Origin of the sequence: Aerococcus urinae, from assembly GCF_001543175.1 — a bacterium.
Classification (GTDB): Bacteria; Bacillota; Bacilli; order Lactobacillales; family Aerococcaceae; genus Aerococcus; species Aerococcus urinae.
In genome coordinates, this window is sequence record NZ_CP014161.1 from 1,468,286 (window position 1) to 1,489,608 (window position 21,323).

General features: G+C 43.8%; 18 protein-coding genes. 6 read left to right on the forward strand and 12 right to left on the reverse strand.

Annotated elements, in window-relative coordinates; all coding sequences use genetic code 11:
• Positions 1–169 precede the first annotated feature (169 nt).
• On the reverse strand, positions 170–1,171 hold the full coding sequence (locus tag AWM73_RS06695) for an LLM class flavin-dependent oxidoreductase (protein ID WP_060778639.1): 1,002 nt from the start codon (positions 1,169–1,171) through the stop codon (positions 170–172).
• 153 nt (positions 1,172–1,324) lie between these two features.
• Between AWM73_RS06695 and AWM73_RS06700 the strand changes: the two genes are divergently transcribed.
• Positions 1,325–2,548 carry an NADH-dependent flavin oxidoreductase gene (locus AWM73_RS06700; protein WP_060778640.1) on the forward strand — a complete coding sequence of 408 codons (1,224 nt, stop codon included), beginning with the start codon at positions 1,325–1,327 and terminating at the stop codon, positions 2,546–2,548.
• Positions 2,549–2,915: 367 nt separating this feature from the next.
• Here the strand turns inward: AWM73_RS06700 and AWM73_RS06705 are convergent, their stop codons facing one another.
• From AWM73_RS06705 to AWM73_RS06725, 5 genes are all read right to left on the reverse strand, one after another.
• Positions 2,916–3,842, reverse strand: coding sequence for an IS3 family transposase (locus AWM73_RS06705; protein ID WP_111818076.1), 927 nt, complete (start codon positions 3,840–3,842; stop codon positions 2,916–2,918).
• Entirely contained in the window at positions 3,734–4,465 is a 732-nt protein-coding gene (locus tag AWM73_RS06710) for a helix-turn-helix domain-containing protein (RefSeq protein ID WP_060778641.1), read from the reverse strand. The genes AWM73_RS06705 and AWM73_RS06710 overlap by 109 nt, the downstream gene beginning before the upstream one ends.
• A gap of 97 nt (positions 4,466–4,562) precedes the next feature.
• Positions 4,563–5,819 carry an amidohydrolase family protein gene (locus tag AWM73_RS06715; protein ID WP_060778642.1) on the reverse strand — a complete coding sequence of 419 codons (1,257 nt, stop codon included), beginning with the start codon at positions 5,817–5,819 and terminating at the stop codon, positions 4,563–4,565.
• A 105-nt stretch (positions 5,820–5,924) separates the two neighbouring features.
• Entirely contained in the window at positions 5,925–6,926 is a 1,002-nt protein-coding gene (locus tag AWM73_RS06720; RefSeq protein WP_060778643.1) for a YhdH/YhfP family quinone oxidoreductase, read from the reverse strand.
• A gap of 291 nt (positions 6,927–7,217) precedes the next feature.
• The gene (locus tag AWM73_RS06725; protein WP_060778644.1) at positions 7,218–8,138 is read right to left on the reverse strand and encodes an L-lactate dehydrogenase; all 921 of its coding nucleotides are present in this window, start codon (positions 8,136–8,138) and stop codon (positions 7,218–7,220) included.
• A gap of 161 nt (positions 8,139–8,299) precedes the next feature.
• Between AWM73_RS06725 and AWM73_RS06730 the strand changes: the two genes are divergently transcribed.
• Complete coding sequence (locus AWM73_RS06730; protein ID WP_060778645.1) at positions 8,300–9,004, forward strand: RluA family pseudouridine synthase; 705 nt, start codon at positions 8,300–8,302, stop codon at positions 9,002–9,004.
• Between the two features lie 189 nt (positions 9,005–9,193).
• On the opposite strand, the gene AWM73_RS06735 is transcribed toward AWM73_RS06730, so the two are convergent.
• Complete coding sequence (locus AWM73_RS06735; protein WP_060778646.1) at positions 9,194–9,958, reverse strand: NADPH-dependent oxidoreductase; 765 nt, start codon at positions 9,956–9,958, stop codon at positions 9,194–9,196.
• 158 nt (positions 9,959–10,116) lie between these two features.
• Here AWM73_RS06735 and AWM73_RS06740 point away from each other — a divergent pair, with 158 nt between their 5' ends.
• Positions 10,117–10,716 (forward strand): SOS response-associated peptidase, encoded by a 600-nt coding sequence (locus AWM73_RS06740; RefSeq protein WP_060778647.1) that lies wholly within the window; start codon positions 10,117–10,119, stop codon positions 10,714–10,716.
• 74 nt (positions 10,717–10,790) lie between these two features.
• On the opposite strand, the gene AWM73_RS06745 is transcribed toward AWM73_RS06740, so the two are convergent.
• The 3 genes from AWM73_RS06745 to AWM73_RS06755 all read right to left on the reverse strand — a co-directional run bounded on the left by AWM73_RS06745 (position 10,791) and on the right by AWM73_RS06755 (position 14,437).
• Positions 10,791–11,798 (reverse strand): ornithine cyclodeaminase family protein, encoded by a 1,008-nt coding sequence (locus tag AWM73_RS06745; protein ID WP_060778648.1) that lies wholly within the window; start codon positions 11,796–11,798, stop codon positions 10,791–10,793.
• 129 nt (positions 11,799–11,927) lie between these two features.
• Positions 11,928–12,896 (reverse strand): ABC transporter ATP-binding protein, encoded by a 969-nt coding sequence (locus AWM73_RS06750; RefSeq protein ID WP_060778649.1) that lies wholly within the window; start codon positions 12,894–12,896, stop codon positions 11,928–11,930.
• The gene (locus tag AWM73_RS06755; RefSeq protein WP_060778650.1) at positions 12,896–14,437 is read right to left on the reverse strand and encodes an ABC transporter permease/substrate-binding protein; all 1,542 of its coding nucleotides are present in this window, start codon (positions 14,435–14,437) and stop codon (positions 12,896–12,898) included. Before AWM73_RS06755 ends, AWM73_RS06750 begins: the two co-directional genes overlap by 1 nt.
• Before the next feature lie 280 nt (positions 14,438–14,717).
• Between AWM73_RS06755 and AWM73_RS06760 the strand changes: the two genes are divergently transcribed.
• Together AWM73_RS06760 and nth are read left to right on the forward strand one after the other, a co-directional pair.
• Positions 14,718–16,589, forward strand: a complete 1,872-nt coding sequence (locus AWM73_RS06760) for a flavocytochrome c (RefSeq protein WP_060778651.1) — start codon at positions 14,718–14,720, stop codon at positions 16,587–16,589.
• A 174-nt stretch (positions 16,590–16,763) separates the two neighbouring features.
• The gene (gene nth, locus AWM73_RS06765; RefSeq protein WP_060778652.1) at positions 16,764–17,426 is read left to right on the forward strand and encodes an endonuclease III; all 663 of its coding nucleotides are present in this window, start codon (positions 16,764–16,766) and stop codon (positions 17,424–17,426) included.
• 137 nt (positions 17,427–17,563) lie between these two features.
• On the opposite strand, the gene AWM73_RS06770 is transcribed toward nth, so the two are convergent.
• On the reverse strand, positions 17,564–18,493 hold the full coding sequence (locus tag AWM73_RS06770) for a diacylglycerol/lipid kinase family protein (RefSeq protein WP_060785034.1): 930 nt from the start codon (positions 18,491–18,493) through the stop codon (positions 17,564–17,566).
• Positions 18,494–18,571: 78 nt separating this feature from the next.
• Positions 18,572–19,762, reverse strand: a complete 1,191-nt coding sequence (locus tag AWM73_RS06775) for an oxidoreductase (RefSeq protein WP_060778654.1) — start codon at positions 19,760–19,762, stop codon at positions 18,572–18,574.
• Between the two features lie 301 nt (positions 19,763–20,063).
• Between AWM73_RS06775 and AWM73_RS06780 the strand changes: the two genes are divergently transcribed.
• Positions 20,064–21,206, forward strand: coding sequence for an MFS transporter (locus tag AWM73_RS06780; RefSeq protein ID WP_060778655.1), 1,143 nt, complete (start codon positions 20,064–20,066; stop codon positions 21,204–21,206).
• The last annotated feature ends 117 nt before the right edge of the window (positions 21,207–21,323 follow it).

The following is a 21,323-nucleotide window of genomic DNA, read 5'->3' on the forward strand; positions in this document are numbered from 1 at the left end:
TCTCCTCCTAATACAAAATATTACTATTTTTATTACCTTAATTATATCAACCTTTAATAATATTTTAAAATAATATGAACTTTCCCTTTAAAATTTACACAAAGCGACAAATATTTTGTACTAAATAAAGATGTTTTACGATTATAAGAAAGTATTTTTGTTCCTAACCCTATTTGGTCCCCAAATAGCGAGCCAGAAGTTCAAGCGTCTGCATTCGCTTGTCAATTCCTGGAACTAGGGGCATAATCAGTGCTTCGTCGGCATCTAAGTACTCGATCCAGTCCTTCAGCTGGCTGGCCACTTGGCTGGCCTTACCATGGAGCATCCGACTACGGTTGCTCTTAATTTTTTCAGCCATCTGACTGGTGATTTCGGTTGTTTTGGCCGTTTTGACGGATGGCATCCGTTGGTAGTAAGAAAATTGATCTTGACCTAAAAGCCATAAATCCAGCGACCGGGTCAAGTCTTCCGCCTCTTCTTCTTGGTCAGCAGTCGCCACAAAGGCTGAAAACATGGCCTTAGGTTCCTCTAATAATTGTGAGGCTTTAAAGTACTTGCGGTAAGTGGCAATGGCTTGCCGTCCCACTTCAAGGGCATCCTCTCTGGCATAAGGGAAGATGCCATAGACATAGGCACAGCCTGCTTCAGCGGCCCACTTAGCCCGGCGAACACTAGTGGATAAGAGCCACATTGCCGGTAAGTCTTCAACTTGAGGATTGGCTAGAATCTTAGTTTGCCCATCCTCGCTTTGAGTGAGATAGTCATAGACTTGTCTCAAGTCCTCTTCATAAGAAGGAATCTTGTCGCCAGCCCGTTCCAGTGCCTTCCTGACGACTGGTGTCCCCATGTTATTGCCAACTCCTAAGTCAATCCGCCCTGGAAAATAAGCCTCCATCACCTTAAAGTTTTCCACCACTTTGTAGGGGCTGTAATGGGGCAACATGATGCCTCCCGAACCAATCCGAATACGCTGGGTATGGTTAAGCAACTGCATCATAATGACTTCAGGGCTCGAACTGGCAAAGGCAGGAACATTATGGTGTTCAGCCATCCAAAAGCGCTGATAACCCAAGGCTTCCGCCTTTTGAGCTAACTGAATCGTATGGGCTAGGGCCTGGCTGGCTGTTTCGCCTTCATCAATCACTGCATAATCTAAAACACTTACTTTCACCCGATAGACCTCCTTTATTTTATTCACTTATAGTATAACACGGCATGGCTAAGAACATTCACTGGACCCTAGAGAAGATTCACACTTAGCTTGACTTGGCATTTTAAGCTAAAAGCCATAGAATATAATTAATAAAATCATTAGGAGGTTATTATGAAGCAAGCATTGAACCCTAAATACCAAGCCTTATTCCAACCACTGACCTTGCCCAATGGGATTGAATTGGCTAACCGCTTTTCCTTAAACCCCTTGACGACTAATTCGTCCACTCGCGAGGGATTTGTGACCGATGAAGACGTCAACTATGCCAAGAGACGTAGCCAGTCTGCCCCCTTACAGGTCACCACAGCGGCCTATATTGAAGACTATGCCCAATTATTTGAATTTGGCCCCAGTGTCCGCGATGACCGTTTTATTGAAGGCTTAAGTCGACTAGCCAAGGCCATGAAAAAAGACGGCGCCAAGGCTATCCTCCAACTGACCCACGCTGGGCGTTTTGCTAAGGCTACCTTAAAGGACTACCATGTCGTCTACGGACCTAGCTACATGCATCTCAAGAGTCCAGTCGAACATGATGTCTTAGCCATGAGTCAGCGTAAAATTGACCATGTCATCCAACAATATAAGGAAGCCACTAGGCGGGCTATTGAAGCCGGTTTTGATGGGGTAGAAATTTCTAATGCCCAACGGCTCTTACCCCAACAATTCTTCTCCCCCTTCTCTAACCAAAGAGAGGACCACTACGGCCCCCAAAGTTTAGAAAACCGGGCCCGTTTTGGGGTTGAGGCCACCCAAGCCATCCAAGAGGCGATTGATGAATCCGGGGTGAAGAACTTTATCCTGGGCTTTCGCGGCACCCCAGAAGAAACCCGGGGTAATAAAGTTGGCTATAGTGTCGATGAATTTAATAATTATTTCGACCGTCTCCTTGATGTGGCTGATATCCAATACTATGCCATTGCCAGCTGGGGCCACGACATTTACCTGGAAAAAGTCCGTAGCGACAACCACCAAGGCGAGTATGTCAATCAAGTGGTTAAAGACCATATCAATGGACGAGTGCCTGTCATTGCTACCGGAGGCATTAATTCTCCCGACAAGGCCTTAGCAGCCCTAGAACATGCCGATATGGTGGGGCTCTCTTCTGTATTTGTTACAGAACCTGACTTCGTAACCAAATTGGCCCAAGGTCAAGAAGAAACCATCGATATTAGCCTCCATCCAGAAAACTTAGCTGACCTGGCTATTCCTCAAGGTGCTTTTAAGGACTTAGTTGAATTTATGGATTACGGCGGTTCTTTACCCCAAGCCACCCGGCAGGACCTCCGCCAATTAAACCAACAAGACACCACCTCATACTTTAAGGATTACCAATAATAGGCAAAGAAAAAGCAGACGCCCTGATTGAACTGCTCCCTGTCAAGTAGACAGATAAATAAATAAATTTTTTACCATGTGTGATCTTTGTCATGCATGGTTTTTATTTTAGATTTTAAAGTATTATTTATCAGTGAATAGGATGTTTCATAAAACTTAATCCGAAAGATAGTTTAGCGGTCAGGCTTGTTTGACAAGGAGGGAGCGTAAACAGCTTCAAGCCTTTATCAAGGTCCGCTCCGCTCTCCACCTTGACAAAGCCTATTAGCTGTTTTAAAAGATGGACAAGCCAAACAAGCCCAGACAGTCTAACTAAAACTAGATTTAATTTTAAATTTTTTAGCCAAACGGCTAATCACCTTTGGATTTAAGCTGGAATTTTAAGGCCCATATCCAGTGTGACACGTTCGGTGTTATAAAATTCGATGTAGCGTTTAATATCTTCTTCAAGTTGTTCAAAGCTTTCATAAGTTTTCAACCGATACATCTCTTCTTTAATAATGCCCCAGAAATTTTCCATTGGTCCGTTATCAATACATTTTCCTACGCGAGACATACTTTGAATTAACTGTTTTTCGTCAACAAAACGCTTAAAGAAATGCGAAGTATATTGGAAACCACGGTCACTGTGCAAGAGGGTTTCTGTAGGGATAAGTTCTTCTTCTACTTGAACAATCGTATCTTTAACAAGTTGATTGTTATTCCTTTGTGATAATTTAAAAGCAATAATCTTATTGGCTCCGTAATCAAGAATCGCACTTAAATACGCTTTGTAACTATAGTTATAGCCATATTTAAACTCTGTAATATCCGTCAACAACACCTGCATCGGTTCATAATCTTTATCAAATTCACGGTTCAACACATTTTCTGCAACGTGCTGAGGCTTACTTTTTTTGTAGTGATATCGCCTACGGCGAATAACAGATTTTAAACCCATTAATTTCATGAGACGATAGACACACTTATGATTGACCCGCGCATTCTTAAAGTGATTAAGATAAATGGTGATTCGACGATAACCATAGATGCCCTCATATTTATCATAAGCTTCTTGAATTAAAGTCATTAGCCACTGTAAACGTTGTTCTGTCTTGGATGGCTCTCGGTTGAGCCATTTATAATAAGCAGATCTACTGACACCTAGCGAATGGCATAAGAATGTTATTTTGTGTCCTTCCTGGCTTAATTTTTCGATTGTTTTGAACTCTGCTTGATATTTTGTCCGTCGGACATCAACTCTCTTTCCACTTCTTTCAATTTTTTTAGAGCAGCATTTTCCGTTTCTAAGTATTCATTACGTGCTTTAAGCGCAGCTAATTCTGTACGTAACTTCTCTTCTTCATTTTGAATACTCATCGGTTTGCGGCGTCCTCTACTATCAATGAGCCCATTGGGACCATATTTCTTATACTTTTGGACCCATGAGTAAACATTATTGTAGGAAACTTTATGTTTTTCAGCAGTCTCTTTATAAGACATTCCTGTTTCAAGAAAATCTTTAACAATATCAACTTTTTCCTGATAGGTTTTCTTTTGGCTTTTCATTGTATACACCTCGGGTTTAGGGTGGTAGCCCTTTAATTCTTCCCTTTTAGTATACTTAGTAATCCAATTCCTTACAGTAGAAAAGCTAGGGATATTGTATTTTCTAGCAATTTTTGTAATTGAGATGTCTGTATTCAAGTATTCTTGAACGACGTTCTGCTTAAACTTTTCACTATAAGAATTATTCTTTGTCTGTGATTCCAGCCCTGCAAAGCCATGTTCTAGATATTTGAGATAATATTCTCTAAAGACAGATGAATCAATTGAGAGACCATATTGATCACAAAGCTCGGCATAGGAAGTTCCTTCTTCATAAAGATGGATGTATTTAGCCAACTCTGCTGGTGAATGCTTTCTATTTGAACGCATAAAAAAACTCCCCCTAAAGTAGTTTTACTTTTTCAAGTGTCTACTTTAAGGGGAGCATACCAGTTTGAGAGCGTCTGCTTTTTTAGTCTTATTGTTATTAAATGTCTAAGCCAATTTCAAATTCACGTGGTTTCTTCTTGAAGAGGTATTCCCCGTTGCGAACCGAAGCCAGGCATTCTACCCGGTTACGGACCGCTTCAAATGGACTTGGCGCATCTAAAACGATGAAGTTAGCTGGTTTATCAGCTGCTAGGCCATATTGGTCTTCGATATGAAGGGTTTTAGCCCCATTATAGGTAATTAAATCCAAGACCCGTTCAAAGTCTTCGTCAGACATGATTTGAGCAGCATGGATTCCATTATCTAAGATATTCATCATGTTCCCATTTCCTGCTGGATACCAGGGATCGACAATGGAGTCTTGCCCAAAGGAAACATTAATATCATTGTGGAAAAATTCCGCTACCCGGGTTAAGCCACGACGTTTTGGATAGGAGTCTGACCGACCTTGTAGGTACATATTTTCCGTTGGTTGGGAGGTAAAGTTCATCTTCGATTGTTGGAAGAGTTGCATGAGACGGAAGAAATAAGCGTCATCTGCCGAACCTAGGGAACAGGTATGGCTAGCCGTTGTTTTTGGTCCATAACCTTCTGTTAAGACCAAGGCATTGAGTAATTGAACGAAGCGAGACTCAGGGTCGTCGGTTTCGTCACAGTGGACGTCAATCAACTTGTCATATTTCATGGCTAATTCCACAATTTTGTGGATGGATTTTTCGCCGAGTTCTCGCGACCATTCGAAGTGAGGAATCCCACCTAAAACATCGGCCCCCATTTTCAAGGCTTCTTCCATCAATTCTAAACCTTGACCATTACCATCTTTATAGGCAAAGACCCCTTCTTGAGGGAAGGCAACTACTTGGATGGTGACCTTATCTTTTAATTCATCACGGACTTCTAACATGGCTTCAATATTTTTTAGTTCAGGATCGGTACAGTCCGTTTGGGCCCGAATATATTGGGTCCCATATGCCATCACGTCGCGGACTGCTTGGTACATCCGTTCCTTAGCTTCTTTTTTGCTTTGCCCGAGTTTAATGTGAGACCAGCGAGCAATCCCTTCATAGAGGGTCCCGGTCGCATTTTCAGAGTTATCAGCTTTTCCGGTGAAATAGTAGTCTAAGTGCAGGTGAGAATCAACATAAGGTGGGATAACTAACTTGCCCCCTAAGTCAATCACTTCATCCGCTTCACCTAAATCCTTACCAAAAGCAGTAAATTTGCCGTCTTCAACCATGAATTCATTGGCATCTGCTTGCTTATAAATTACTGCATTAGTAAATTTTTTCTTCATAGCATAACCTCCATTAATTTAATCGTTACACTTCCATCCTACTCTATTTTCACTTTTTTTAAAAGTTTATTATCACAAGCTGGCCTATACTGGTCCATTTATTGCTTAAAAATCTTGTAGATCAATAATGGTCCGCCCCATATGTTTACCTGCTTTTAAGGCCTCAACTGTCGCTTCAATTTGGTTTAAGCCTACACTATCATAGGTCAATACATCAACCACCTTCCAGTCACTGGCGAGTTTATTCCATAATTCCTGCCGGTAATGGATATCGAGTTCTTGGCTGTTAATTCCTAGCAAGTTGACCCCTCTAAGAATCAAGGGGAGAACAGTGGTCTCTAGCTGATTACCACCAGCATTTCCACACAGGGTCATCGAACCCCACTCACGAATAAAGGTCATGGCTTGGGCAGCTACTTGACCACCGACTGTATCTAAGACAAAGTCAAAGCGGCGTTTGTTCAAGGGTTTGTTTCCTTCTAAATCCGCTGGCCAGATGACCTGATTAGCTCCTAAGCTTTTGACTAGTTGCTCTTGGTAATCTTTCCTTATCAAAGCACTAATCTTTTTAAAACCTAGTTTATGCAAAATAGCTAGGGCGATACTGCCTACCCCACCACTAGCGCCGGTCACCAATATTTCAGGCTGCTGGTCTACTGTCATACCGTGCTTCAATAGACTATCGACCGAATAAGCAGCAGTTAGTCCAGCCGTCCCATAGATCATGGCTTCTTTTTCACTCAATCCCTCTGGCAGAGTCACTAACCACTCATAGGGCACTTTGAGGTATTGGCTATAACCGCCGTTATGGGTCACTCCCGCTTGTGAACAGGTATTAATCACTTTTTGCCCAATTTCAGCCTCAGGATGACTTGACTCAACAATTTCCCCGCTGGCATCGATCCCAGGAATGAGTGGATAGGAACGGATCACGCCTCCCTGGTGCTGAGTGGCTAGCATATCCTTATAATTCATCGATGAATAAGCCAGCTTGACGATCGTGTCGCCCTCATCTACTGACTGATTTCCCAATTGGTAATCTTCTAAAGCATAAGAGGTTTCGTCGCCATCGCTACGCACAACAACAGCTTTAAAAGTCTCCTTCATCTTAATCCCTCCATATTCTTATCGACCGCTACAATTTTCTACTTGCAGTATGTCAAGAAGGCCATTAAAAATCAAGGGAAGCGCTTACTTTTGAGTGTGAAAAAAGAGAGGCAGGAGCAAATGTCCTAGCCTCTTTCTCAATATGAAGGTGCTTGTCGCACTCTATCAAAACGTGCTTCAAGCACAGAGCAAGCGTCCTCTTCAGAAAATGACGACAAATTCTCTGCGAGAATTCTTACCCCCTTTTCTTCCAGAGGTCTTGCTCTTTGGTGTGCTTGTCGCACTCTAATATTAATCTTCGACTTTAGATTTTTCTTTGATGGTGTCGGCAGAGTTTTGTAATTTGGCAAGCTCTTCTTCGGTCAAGTCTAATTGACTTTGTTTAACAATTCCTGCCTTACCAACGATGGCTGGGTAGGAGAGATAGGTGCCATATTCTTCACGGTAGTTAGAAACAGGTAATTCTTCATGACTATCGGAGAGAACAGCGTCGACTAAACGGTCAGCAGCTGCTGTAATCCCATAGTTGGTATATTTTTTGCCAGAGAAGACCACGTAACCGCCATCACGGGTTTCTTGGTCGACATCTTCTAAACTGAAATCGACTTTTTCTAATAGCTTGTAAATGCTTTGGCCCATGACTTTAACGGTTGACCAAGCCACAAATTGGGAGTCCCCGTGTTCCCCTAAACTGTAACCTTGGACTGATTTAGGATGAACATCAAATAATTTACCCACAGCCCGTTGTAAACGTGCGGAGTCCAATAAAGTCCCGGTTCCGATAACCTTTTCCTTGGCTAAGCCGATAACTTCTTGGTACAAGTTACAAATCGCGTCATTAGGGTTAGTAATGACAACTAAAACCCCAGAAAAGCCTGATTCTTTAATCGTTTGGCCAACTTTTTTCACTTGTTCACGGTTGTGTTTTAACTCACCGAAGCGGTCAGGGTTGTCGCCACCAATTAAGCCAATGTTCCCTAAAGCAGAAACAATAACTTCTGCTGATTTGAGGGCTGCTTGATCATTGACATTGATTTTGACGCTGTGGTTTAAGTTACTCATGGCATCTTCAAAGTCTAAGGCATCTGCCTTCACCTTTGCTTCATTGGTATCAAATAAAGTCAATTCATCAACATGGCCATTAAGGATTAATTGATGGGCAACAGTAGACCCAACATTTCCCATTCCAAAAACTGCTACATGACGTGACATCCAATCACTCCTTTCATTTATTGTTACATACTATACCACACTTTTTGACTTTGAAGCGGTAAATTTTCAGAAAATTCTTTCTTTTTGTTTTTTTCTATTCTATGAATTAAAAGCCAATCTAGTATATACTGATAATTGACCATACAGGAAAGGAAAAGATCATGCCTATCCCCATTATTTACGAAGATAACCACCTGCTCATTGTTGAGAAGCCAATCAATATGCCGGTTCAAGAAGATGCTAGTGGTGACCTCGATTTACTGTCAGCACTCAAAGCATTTATTAAGGAAAGGGACCATAAACCAGGTAATGTCTACTTGGCCCTCCTCCACCGCCTGGACCGTCCAGTGGGTGGGGTGATGGCCTTTGGAAAGACATCCAAGGCCGCTAGTCGCTTGTCGGATGATTTTAGAAGACATAGGGTCAAGCGCGACTACCTGGCTGTGGTGCAAGACCAAAATTTGACTCTAAAAGATCAAGAAACCTGGACCGATTACCTCTACAAGAACCGTAAGAAGAACAAAGTCAGCGTGGTTAATAAAGACGACAAACGCGGTAAAAAAGCTGTCCTTGACTATCAATTACTAAAGCAGAAAAACCAACTTGCCCTGGTCAGAGTCCGCCTTCATACCGGACGGTCTCACCAAATTCGGGTCCAATTTCAAAGCCGCCAGCATCCACTCTGGGGTGACCAAAAATATGGTCAAAAATACAGCCACAAAGGCCAACAAATCGCGCTCTGGGCCCAACACCTAAGCCTCATCCACCCCACCAAAAAAGAAGAAATGACCTTTACCAGTACACCACCCTTCAATAAGCAGCCCTGGAATATATTTAAAGACCAGTTCACAACTGATGAAGATTGATATTTCATGACGTAAAAAAAGAGCACCCCAGTGATGAGGTGCTCTCCTCTTATTGCGCTTGTCAGACTCTCTCAAACCTGCTCCATTCACAGGACGAACGTCCATTTCAAAAACTGCAACGCTCAGACTAGCTGAGCTTATGACAGTTTTCTCCAATGGTTTCATCCTCTGTTGTAACTGTCGCACTCTCTATTCAATGGGTTGGACGTTAAAGCCTTGTTTACGTAAGTCTTCGATTAATTCTTCCCGTCGACTTTGACGGAGGTTGGATTTTTTCACGACTTGTTCATAGAAGGAGTCGACCCGCCGGTTAGAGTCACGTAAATCATAGTAAGTGGTCATCTCTTGGTCATAGGTATCCATGATTTCCTTAGCATTGTCTGGATAGTGGTAGGTATCTTCAAAGATTCGCATTTCCTTAGGAATTCTAGGCTTCAATTGGGGTTCTTGATTAGGATAACCAAAGGCCAAGCCTAAGACAGGTGCCGTTAATTCGGGAAGCTGTAGAATATCAATCATAGCCCCCATGTTATTTTGAATGCTCCCCAAAAAGACAGCTCCCATATCTAAGGATTCCACAGCATTATTCACGTTTTGCGCCATCAAGACGGCATCACTATAACCTTGTAAGAAGCGTTCTAATTGGTGGGAAGAAGCCGTATCTGCTTCATGTTCTTTAGCAATTTGAGTATTGCGATACAAATCAACAATAAAAATCCATAGCTCAGGAGCCCGGGCAACATAGTCTTGATTACATACTTTGGCAATTTGGGCTTTCTTATCAGGATCTTTTACCCGGATAACGCTGGCATACTGCATCCCAGTTGAAGTGGCTGTATGGATCGCTACCTCTTCTAATTGCGTAATCACTTGGTCACTAATCTGGTCTTGGGTAAATTCACGAATAGTGCGGTGGTTCAATTGTTGTTCAATCAATGAGTTTTGCTTGTTCATCCAAAAACCTCCTTATATACTATATGGTAAAGTTTAGCAATTGGCTTAGGCCTTGTCCACTGAAGAAGTCTATCCGCTCACTAGTAAAATCCGGCAAGCATTAGAAAATCGCAATAAATTTTGGAAACTTCTAAAATAATCATTGAGGAGGAATCAGCATGTGTGGTCGTTATGAATTTAATCAGGAAGAAGCCCTACTCAAGCACTTCTACCAACGGGCCAATGATCCCGACATCCAAACTGGGGCCCTCTACCCTGGCCAGGTTGTGCTCACCCTGAGCGCTAACCCAGATCAGTCAATCCATGCGCGCGGTATGGAGTGGGGATATGCAGGCTTTACTAAGGGGCAATTATTAATCAATGCCCGCTCGGAAAGCATCACGGATAAGGCAACTTTTCAAGCCGATTTTCACTACCGTCGCTGTCTCTTCCCTATGTCCAGCTACTATGAGTGGACCAAGGACAAAGAACGCTACCGTTTTTCCACTAATGACATTCTCTATGTAGGAGGCTGTTATCAAATGCCTAAGTCTGGGCAAAATCACCCCCGGGCGGTACTGATGACCCAAGCGGCTAATGCGCTGGCTCAGGAAGTCCACCACCGCATGCCCTATTTCGTTCAAGCTAAAGATATCCGGTCTTGGCTTAATGACTATGACTTTGCCCGCCACTATCAAAACTCTAATGCCCAACTCTTCATGGAAAAGGAGACCGATAATAAGAGCTTCCGCAATCTGACCCTCAACTTGAAAGACTAATCAATGAAAAAGGCTGCACAGCCCTTCGTTTTAATTCCTAACGAAACTGTGACAGCCTTTTTTAATCGCTTATTTTAATAAGGGTTGAAGGAGAAGGTGGAACCGATATTTTCGGCTTCTGCTTCTTTGGCTAATTGACCAGCAATGGCAATGTCTAAAGCACCGATACCAATTGGTACACAGATAGTGGTTCCCTTACGTAGGCCTGGCAAGGTTAAACGGCCTGAAGCTAATTGACCAATGGTTGCATCAATATCATCTTCATCAATAATTGACTTGGTCGCTGCATCTGCTAAAGCACCACGGTGTAGGGCTTGGCCAATGTGGTCGACAACAATGTGGTCAGAATAGTTAATCAGGTGGTTACCAATCTCATGACCAGACCCAATTGGAATGATGACCGTGTCGCCAGAAATGTCTTGATAGTCAAGTAAGGCTTCTTGTGACTTGGTTGCTGTAATCACAATATCGGCGTCACAGGCTTCCTTGACATCAGTCACATAGTCAATATCACCATCCACTAAGTCTTCGTGTTCCGCGATAAATTCCTTAACGCCTTTGTCATGGTAGTGCCATAGGTTAACATGTTTAATATTAAACCAGTCAGCAATGGCATGGAGTTGCATCGAAGCTTGCATCCCGGTACCGAAGAGGGCTAAGTTAAGGTCAGACCCTTTCTCAAAGCCTAAATACTTAATGGCAACAGCCGTTTGAGCACCAGTTCTGAGGTTAGTAATTAAGGTCCCATCCATCACTGCTTTAAAGGTCCCCAATTGAGGGTCAATTAAGAGAATGAGCCCATTAATGTAAGGATAGCCGGCTTCTTTCCGTTTGCCATCAAAACCACCGACCCATTTCAAGCCAGCCACATCTAAACCACCAATATAAGCAGGCATAGCATTCATATAGCCTTCATATTCAGGCCAATCACTATTGTTCCCTAGGTCTAAGGTGACCTTGGTTGGGTTCTTTACCCGACGTTCCCCTACCTCTTGGAAGGTTTTTTCGACAATTTCATTCACCTTGTCCATGGTCAACATTTTCTTAATGGTTTCTTGGTCCAATAATCGTGTTTCTGTCATATAACAACTTCCTTTCTATAACAATATCCACCTATATAGTAACAATAATTCAGAAAAAAGTTATAAAAAAGCCCTTGGCCAAATTCAATGGCTAAGGGTTGCGACAATTTTTGGGTTAAAACTGACCGATTATTTTTCTTCTTCAGCCAGATAAGTAAAGACTTCCGAGCGATTTAAAGGACCATACACTTCCCCCTCATAGCTAATAAGCACCGCTTGCTCTTGAGCCAGGACCTGGTAGAGCTCAGTCAGCGAAGCTTGGCTATCAATCTGGGGCAGATCTTTAGCCATTTCACCAACCGCTTCTCCTTTTATCGTTGGCAAAGCCTGTAAGAGTGAAGCGACTGCAGTCGGTTCATCATTTACTAAACTCCCCTGCTTAAAGAAGTGACGGACAAATTCATTGGCTGGCTTGGCTTTAATATTTTTAGGGCTGTCGACTTGGACTAAGCGCCCGGCCTGCATGACGGCAATCCGATCTCCCAAGCGCAAGGCTTCATCCATGTCGTGGGTAACAAAGACGATAGTGGTTTGGATTTTGTGGTGGAGGTCCAGTAACAATTCCTGGAGGGCCTCCCTAGAAAGTGGGTCTAGTGCGGAAAAAGGCTCGTCCATAAGAATCAAAGGCGGTTTAGCAGCAATGGCCCGACAGATCCCCACCCGCTGCTGTTCACCCCCAGAGAGTTCGTGGGGATAACGCTGGCTGTATTTTTTAGGATCCAAGCCGACCTGGTCGAGGAGCTCTCTGGTCCTAGCCTGCCGTTCTTTTTTAGCCATGCCAATCATTTCTGGGATGGTTTCGATATTCTCTTCCACAGTCATGGTGGGAAAGAGGGCAATATCTTGCAGGACATAGCCCATCTGCCAGCGCATTTTATTCAAGTTATAGGAACGAATATCTTGTCCCTTAAAGTAAACCCTTCCCGCTTCGGGGCGGACTAAACCGTTAATCATTTTTAGAGTGGTGGTCTTCCCACTTCCTGATGGCCCTACGAGAACAAAGAATTCCCCGCTTGAAATAGCTAGGTTCAAGTGATCAACCACTAACTTGTCTTGGTAGATCTTGCTCACGGATTCAAAACGGATAAAATCATCCATTATTGGCCACCTCCAATCAAGCCTTTGTCAAGCAAGAACTGATGAGCAACGTCTTTAGCTGACTGCCCTTCTTGACTGACTTGGTAATTCATTTGAATCATTTCTTCTTCAGTAATCATGCCGGCTAAGCGGTTCAAGGCAACGACCACTTGGGGATGGTCCTGGGCATAGTCGATTCTCAACATCGGTGCCCCCTGGTAGTGGGGGAAAAGGCCCAAGTCATCTTCTAGAGCTACCAGGTCGTAGGCTTTGATTTCACTATCAGTTGAGTAACCATCCACCAGGTCGACCTCTCCCTGGGCAATGGCCTGGTAGCGTAGAGCCGGTTCCATACTGGAGACTTGGCCAAAGTGCAATTGATAGAGGGATTGGATGCCTTGGTAGCCGTCTTCACGGTCAATAAACTCTAAAGTGAAACCCGCTCTTAAGTCAGCCGCATAGGAGCTTAAATCGGAAATTTTCTTAATTCCCATAGCTTCAGCTTGGTCACGGCGCATCAGAATCGCATAGGTATTTTCATAGGCCATGGGATCTAATAAGGTAAGTTGGTATTCTTTCTCCAAACCTTGTTTAGCCAAGTTATAGGTTTCTTCCTTAGAAAGCTGTCCTGGATGACTAGATGGCTGATTTTCCAAGAGACTGCCAAGAATAGTTCCAGAAAATTCTGGATAAACATCCACCTCTTGGTGGGAAAGCGCCTCAAAAAGAAAGCTAGTCTTGCCAAAATTGGGCTTCAATTCTACTTGAAACTGATCATCTTCAGCTTGAATGAGCTCTTGGTACATGTTGATCAAGATATCCGGCTCACTACCTAATTTGCCTGCGATCACCACTTTTTGATCAGGAGCTTGAACATTTTGGTAAAGATTCACCCCACCAATCACAAGAAAAAGACCTAAAAGACTAGTCACTACCACTAAAGGACTCTTATTCTGCAAAAACTTTATTAAGGTGGAAAAAATCAAAGCTAAGAGGGCCGAAGCGATCGCCCCTACTAAGGTTAAGAGGGGCTGGTTACGGTCGATTCCTAAAAGAATAAAGTTTCCAAGCCCTCCGCCACCGATCAGGGCAGCTAGGGTAGCCGTTCCAATAATCAAAACCAAGGCTTGGCGAATTCCAGACACAATAACAGGTAAGGCAATCGGTATTTCCACCTTTAATAGGCGACGCAGGGGTGACATACCAAAAGCCACCGCCGCCTCTTCGATAGAAGCATCAATCTCCGTGAGGCCCACATAGGTATTTTGAAAAATCGGCAGGAGAGCATAGACGACTAAGGCGATTAAGGCTGGCATCGTTCCAATCCCAACTAAGGGAATTAAAAGCCCCAAAAGCGCTAATGAAGGAATGGTTTGTAAGACACCAGTAAGCTGCAGCGCCCCTTCAGCAATCCGGGGCTTGGACCGGAGTCCAATCGCTAAAGGAATCCCGATGATAAGGGCAATTAATAAGGCGGTTAGGGACAGGGTCAGGTGTTCCCAGGTCGCCGCTAGCAAGTCACTACCGCGTTCTTGAAAAATATTTCCTAATTCTGCAATCATTTATCCATCCTCTTACTATGCTTGTTTGTCACTTCTAGCTGGCTGATTTTTCTTCTAGTGAGATGAGTATTAAAGCTCTCATTAGCTTAAATTAAAGGACAGTAAATAGCAATTTTAAAGCATGGCTTTCAACCTTACTTATAACCATTCAGTCATCAAATAATCTCTTAAAAAGCATAGCTAAAAGCTATTAAAACAAGTGAAAGCGCTGACAAAGATAGGCCAATTGTGCTATTCTTAAGGTGTCAAGAAATACCAAATAGAAAGAAGGAATAGCAGCATGAGTGAATTTAAAGAATTAACTTTTAAACCAGGCACCTATCATGTGCGTGCCAATGGACATAACGGCTCTCTCCCCATGACAGTTGAGCTGTCTGAGCACCGGATCGAAAAAATCGAGGTCGATTCTAGTGGGGAAACCAAGGGAATCGCTAGCCCAGTCTTTACTGAAGTGCCCCAAGACATCATTACTGGGCAAACCCTAAATGTAGATACTGTCTCTGGTGCGACCGTATCTAGCCACGGCATTATCGATGGGGTGGCTGACGCTGTCAAAGAAGCCGGCGCCGATCCTGAAGTCTTACGCCAACGTCCTAAACCTAAAAAAGAAAAAGCCCAAGACGAAAACTTGGAAACGGATGTCGTAGTCGTTGGTGGTGGTGGTGCTGGTCTATCCGCAGCTGCTGCTAGTTTACAAAGCGGTAAAAAGGTTATCCTGTTAGAAAAATTCCCAGTGATCGGTGGGAATACCGTCCGTACCGGTGGCCCCATGAATGCAGCTGACCCTGAATGGCAAAATAAATTTGAAGCCCTTCCTGGTGAAGACCACACCCTCGAAGAAATTTACAATCTTGATGAAAGCGAAATCGACCAAGAATACCTGGAAGACTTCCGTGAACTAAGAAAACAAATTAAGGCTTACTTAGAGGAAGTCGATGGTAAGGACGAATATCTCTTCGACTCCACCCTCTTTCACCGGATCCAAACCTACCTTGGGGGTAAACGGACTGACCTCAAGGGCAATCAAGTTTACGGGAATTATGACTTAGTTAAAACCCTCACCGATAATGTGCTAGATTCCGTGCATTGGTTAGAAGATATCGGGGTTGAATTTAACTACGAAAGTGTTGCTATGCCAGTTGGGGCCATGTGGCGGCGTGGTCACCAACCAACCAGTGATAACGGCTATGCCTATGTCAAGAACCTCGAAAAATTCATCTTAGACAATGGCGGCCAAATTATCACTGAAGCCCGCGTCAAAGAATTACTGGTCGAAAATGACCGTGTGGTTGGGGTGAAAGCGGACCACCAAGGGGCTAGCTTAACCGTTAAAGCTAAGGCCGTCGTCTTAGGATCTGGTGGTTTTGGGGCCAACACCAAGATGCTCCAAGAATACAACACCTACTGGGAACGGATCGATGACGACATTAAAACCTCTAACTCCCCTGCCATCACTGGTGACGGGATTCAATTAGGGGAACAAGTCCACGCTGACTTAGTCGACATGGGCATGATCCAAATGCTGCCAACCTGTGACCCAGAAACCGGGGCACTCTTCACCGGTCTCCAAGTTCCACCAGCGAACTTCCTCATGGTCAACCAAGAAGGCAAACGTTTCGTTAATGAATTTGGTACCCGGGATGAAATTTCCAAGGCAGCCATCGCTAACGGCAGTCTCTTCTACTTAATCGCTGATGATGAAATTAAGAAAACAGCCTATAATACCAGCCAAGAAAAAATCGACCAACAAGTGGAAGATGGCACCCTCTTCCGGGCGGATACCATTGGCGAACTAGCAGAACAAATTGGGGTTGACCCTAGTGTGCTAGAAGAAACCGTAGCGACCTATAATTCTTATGTGGACCAAGGGGAAGACCCTGATTTCCATAAGAACGCCTTTGACTTGAAGGTAGAAGTTGCGCCATTCTACGCTACCCCACGTAAACCAGCTGTCCACCACACCATGGGTGGCTTGAAGATTGATACCGATGCCCATGTGATCAACCAAGATGGCGAAATCATCAAAGGCTTATACGCTGCTGGTGAAGTAGCTGGTGGTGTCCATGCGGGTAACCGTTTAGGTGGTAACGCCTTAGCTGATATCTTTACCTATGGACGGATTGCCGGCAAGAACGCTAGCCAGGAAGCTTAGTAAAATACCTCCTAAGTCTCAAAAAGCTGAGTACAAAAGTGCTCAGCTTTTTCTATTGCAATGACCTAAACAGCGAATTTCTTCAAGTCATGGTAAAGTATAGTTATTACTAGCAAAAATTTCTCTCAAACTGGAAGAAATGCTTGCTGAATTCCACTAAGAAAGGTGACCTCTATGTTATCTGACAAAAATGCCTATTATCTCCTCCAAGAGATGATTAAGTTTTATCCCCATGTGACCACTGAATTAAACTATGAGACGAATTTTCAATTACTGATTGCTGTGATTCTCAGCGCTCAAACTACTGACCAAGGCGTTAATAAAGTTACTGCCAAATTATTCAGGGACTACCCCACTGCCGAGAAAATGGCCCAGGCCGACCCTAAAGACCTAGAACCCTATATCCAACCCATAGGTCTCTATAAGAATAAGGCCAAATACATCCAAAAAGCCGCCCAACAAATTATTGAAGACTTCGACGGTCAGGTCCCCAATAACCGTAAAGATATCGAAAGCATCACTGGTGTCGGTCGTAAAACAGCCAATGTAGTTCTCAGCATCGCCTATGACGTCCCCGCCTTTGCGGTGGATACCCATGTCCAAAGAGTCTGCAAGCACCACCGCATCGTTGACCAGGACGCCAGCGTTAAAGAGGTCGAGAGGCGGGTAACAGACCTACTAGACAAATCGCAATGGCGCCAAGCCCACCAAGCCTTGGTCCGCTTTGGCCGCTATATCTGTACCGCTAGAAATCCCCAATGTTTTGCCTATGAGCAATTATTCCACCTTCCTGATCCTAGCGAAGAAGACCTCTTACCTAAAGCAGGCGAAAAATAAGACCAAATTGAAAAGCGAGCAGGTCCAACAAAGGGGCTGCTCGCTTTCTTGTACCACCAATAAGGAAATCACTACTTTTTTAATTTGATAGTCACTTTTTATAGTTTCTAGTCTCATTAGAGGCCAATCGACTTCTACTACAGATAAAAATCTTGCTGACCTTGCCAGACTCGGACCGGATATTGGTCAATCATTAAACTTTCCCCATCGACTTGGCTTATCATTGGTCTGTTAATCTCTACTTCAACCACTTCCCCGCTTAGATGAGTCATATAAGGAGAGGACTCTTGCTGGTGACTGATAAAAATACGGTAGAGGAGGTCTAATATCGCCTGAGCTTTAATATCGTGAATAACAATGGCAGACACTTTGCGGTCCGGGAATTTTTCTAAGGGATAGAGATGAATGCCTCCGCCAAAGTAGGGGTTATTCATAAAGACTACCAAGGCACAGCGGTCAAATTGATAAGACTTGCCATCGATTTTCAACTGACAATTAAAAAGTGACAGCCGGGGTAAGCTTTGAAAGAGACCCACGAGGTAACGTAATTTATTGCCCCAAGGCTTGCGAAAAATTCCCTTACTTTCTTTGAGTTTGATGGCTTGTTCAATGACCACACCGTCAAAACCCAACCCTAAACTATTGACCAAGGATCGTCTTCGCCCGTGTTGGCCCAATTGATAGTGATAGATAGGAAGGGTTTTAGGAGATCTTTCTTCCACTAAAGGAGCTAGGTAGTCAGACAAGTGGCTTTTATCCTGCTGGAAATAACGTGAAAAATCATTACCCGAGCCCGCAGGCAAATAGGTCAAGGGAATATCGACTTGTTGAGCTTGGAGGACGGCTACCAATTCATGAAGGGTCCCATCGCCACCAATCACTAGGAGGCGGCTATCCTTTTGAAAATTGTCCAAAAGTGCCGGCACTAAGTCAAAGATATGGCCCGGATAAGCAGTAATATGCACGCGATAGCCTTGCTGGTGGTCATCAAGATAAGCTTGGGCCTGGTCTAGTACTTCCCTTCCTCGGCCTAATCCAGCCTCTTCATGGCAAATAATCTCAATCACAGTCATGTCCCCTTTTTAGCTAATGAGTCCGTTGTGGTCCTTCTCTCTTAGTCTTTGACAGCTTACTAAGGCTGACTATTAATAGCCTTCGCGATAATAGTCGTCTCCCTTATAGATATCATGCAGATGGTAGATCGACTCACGACCTGGCATTTTCAGTGGCATTTGCGGGTCAGAGAAGAGGGTAATCAAAGCGGGTGGCAGTTTTGAAATTTTCACTTGTTCTGGCGAAATGGCAGTAACGATTTCATCGCCCCGCCCTTCTAAAATCTTCTTCCCAAATTGTGGATCAATCAAAGTCCCCCGGCCGACTGCTGCTAGATCAGCATAGTTCAGGGCATCTTGGGCTTTTTCTTCATCAGTGATGCCACCCACAACAATTAACTTCACTTCATCAGGCAAGACTTGGCGGTAAAATTGGGAATAAGTCTTGTCTTGACCGGCAGGTTTACCCTTGTAGTTTAAGTTAGAAACATGGATATAGTCAAAGTCATAATTCTTACCCAAGTCTTCCACTAGGCGGGTAGAGTCTTCATAAGTATAGCCCACATTGTCCCCGTGAATTTCTTCTGGACTGATCCGGTAACCAATAATAAAGTCAGCGGGAGCTTCTTTTCTAACCACTTCAAAGACCGCATCATTGACTTCACGGATAAAGCGTGTCCGATTTTCATAGGAACCGCCCCACTTATCGGTCCGTTGATTGGACCATTTGGAGAAGAATTGTTGGTGGAGGTAATGGTTAGCCCCGTGGATCTCTACCCCATCAAAACCGGCTTCAATGGCGCGGCGGGTAGCTTCTCCAAAGGCCTTAATCGTCGCTTCAATTTCTTCTTCGGTAATTTCTTGGACCGGATAGTCTAAGAAAGAAAAGTCAATGGCACTAGGTGCTAAGGCGCGACCCCCGTGGCGGGCTGGGAAGTTGGATTCTCTACCAGAGTGGTTTAATTGAATAACGGCCTTGTTGCCCTTTGCTTTCAGACTCTTGGCAATTTTACTTAAGCCTTCGATATGGTCATCACTTTGGATCCCTAACTGTTCCTTGTTGGCTGCCCAGGTATGAGAGGGACCACCATCCTTAATCACATAGCAATATTCGACAATCACCAGTCCAGCTGATTCTGAACGCGCCGCATAATAATCCAGGGTGTCTTGACTGACGAAGCCTTGACTCAACCCACTATTAGTTAACATTGGCGGTTGGACAATCCGGCCCTTTAATTGAGCCCCATGCCGCAAAGTAACGGTATCAGTTAATTTTTTAGTCATAATAAGTATCCTTTCGCTAGCAAGCCAGTTTTTAATAATTCTTATTGAACCAAAAAGAAACGGCCTGTTTTGTTTTTTCCTTTGGACATTATTTTAGCAAAATTCGCTAAAATTTCCAGAAAATGATGAATTTTACTTCTGTTCAATCGTGAACATTTATTAGCCAAGCAAGTAAATAAACACGATGTCTAGTCCCCTTTTCTTTGAGAAAATCTCGATTCTTTTTCTTTTATCCCCCTGCTTTCGTGATATGATAGCAAGGGTTGTATAAAATTTTATTAATAAAAGAAAGGACTGTTTTATGAGTACTAAGCAACTTCCTTGGAAAAACTTATTAATACTTGCCTTTATCGCTTGTATTGCTATGATTTCAGAATTACTGCCTTCAGGATTCTTGCAAGAAATGGCCAGTGCTTTTAACGTGCCTTTAGGACGGATGAGTCTCTTTATTGGGACCTATGCCATTATGTCGGCCGCAGTCGGTATTCCCATTACCCGGGCCTTTTCCCAGGTCAACCGGAAAACCTATTTGCTATGGGTCTGTGGCTTCTTCGCTGTCAGCAATTTATGCATTGCTTTTGCTCCTAACTTCCTGATCGCCTTTTTAGCACGGATTATCGCTGGAGCCGCTGCGGGAGCGCTCTGGGCCATGTTAGGATCTTACCCCATTGGCTTTTTACCCTTGCATTTAGCAGGGCGTGGAACTGCTATTGTTTTGGCGGGAGTGACTTTTGGATTGAGTGTCGGCCTACCTCTAGCAACGCTTTTTGCTAAGGCCTTTGGTTGGCGGATGGGATTTGTTTTAATTACGCTTTTATTTATTGCCTCCGCTCTCCTTGGTTTGAAACTCTTCCCTCCAGTAGATGGTGAAGAATACAATGCTGATAACAACTACGGCAAACTCTTAAAAAATAAGGGGATTCTGATTGCCAGTTTTGCAACAATTCTGATCGTGATGGCCCAATATATTTCCTACATTTTTATCCAACTGATTGCCCAAACAGCAGGCATTGCCGTTGCTTCTGCCCAAGCGGCCTTTGGGGTCGGTGCTCTCCTATCGATCGGCATTGTCGCCCGCTTTATTGACCGCTATCTCTTTAAATTAACCCTAGCGATTTCGGCTCTAACCGCCATCGCCATTTTTATCTTAGTGGTTAACGTCCCTAGTCCCTTGGTTAACTATCTAGCTTTTGCCCTCTGGGGATTAGGCTTTGCACCGATGACGACTCTCCTACAAACCGCAACGACCAAACAAGTTGACCATGGCAAGGCCTTAGCCAATTCCGTCAGCGCGACTTCCTACGACTTAGCTATCATGCTTTCCAGTTTACTGGGGAGCTTAACGATCGCTTCGCTCGGGCTCGATGGGACCCTTTGGATTTCCATTGGCTTTGCCTTAGCTGTCTTCTTTTTAGTTTTCTTTAACCATAAATATTTTACTTAATGATAACGATTAGATAACTATGCCATATGGTGTTGAGTAAAGCCTTCTGCTCCTCAACACCTTTTTTCTTGGCTAAAGTAAAAACCGATCTCCCCTATCTAGTAAGTAATCTAGCTA

Coding starts and splice junctions, on each gene's coding strand:
- AWM73_RS06720 (WP_060778643.1), bottom strand. CDS start 6,926: ATGAAGGAGACTTTTAAAGCTGTTGTTGTGCGTAGCGATGGCGACGAA.
- AWM73_RS06730 (WP_060778645.1), top strand. CDS start 8,300: ATGCCTATCCCCATTATTTACGAAGATAACCACCTGCTCATTGTTGAG.
- AWM73_RS06775 (WP_060778654.1), bottom strand. CDS start 19,762: ATGACTAAAAAATTAACTGATACCGTTACTTTGCGGCATGGGGCTCAA.
- AWM73_RS06700 (WP_060778640.1), top strand. CDS start 1,325: ATGAAGCAAGCATTGAACCCTAAATACCAAGCCTTATTCCAACCACTG.
- AWM73_RS06760 (WP_060778651.1), top strand. CDS start 14,718: ATGAGTGAATTTAAAGAATTAACTTTTAAACCAGGCACCTATCATGTG.
- AWM73_RS06750 (WP_060778649.1), bottom strand. CDS start 12,896: ATGGATGATTTTATCCGTTTTGAATCCGTGAGCAAGATCTACCAAGAC.
- AWM73_RS06710 (WP_060778641.1), bottom strand. CDS start 4,465: ATGCGTTCAAATAGAAAGCATTCACCAGCAGAGTTGGCTAAATACATC.
- AWM73_RS06725 (WP_060778644.1), bottom strand. CDS start 8,138: ATGTCACGTCATGTAGCAGTTTTTGGAATGGGAAATGTTGGGTCTACT.
- AWM73_RS06735 (WP_060778646.1), bottom strand. CDS start 9,958: ATGAACAAGCAAAACTCATTGATTGAACAACAATTGAACCACCGCACT.
- AWM73_RS06715 (WP_060778642.1), bottom strand. CDS start 5,819: ATGAAGAAAAAATTTACTAATGCAGTAATTTATAAGCAAGCAGATGCC.
- AWM73_RS06745 (WP_060778648.1), bottom strand. CDS start 11,798: ATGACAGAAACACGATTATTGGACCAAGAAACCATTAAGAAAATGTTG.
- AWM73_RS06740 (WP_060778647.1), top strand. CDS start 10,117: ATGTGTGGTCGTTATGAATTTAATCAGGAAGAAGCCCTACTCAAGCAC.
- AWM73_RS06780 (WP_060778655.1), top strand. CDS start 20,064: ATGAGTACTAAGCAACTTCCTTGGAAAAACTTATTAATACTTGCCTTT.
- nth (WP_060778652.1), top strand. CDS start 16,764: ATGTTATCTGACAAAAATGCCTATTATCTCCTCCAAGAGATGATTAAG.
- AWM73_RS06755 (WP_060778650.1), bottom strand. CDS start 14,437: ATGATTGCAGAATTAGGAAATATTTTTCAAGAACGCGGTAGTGACTTG.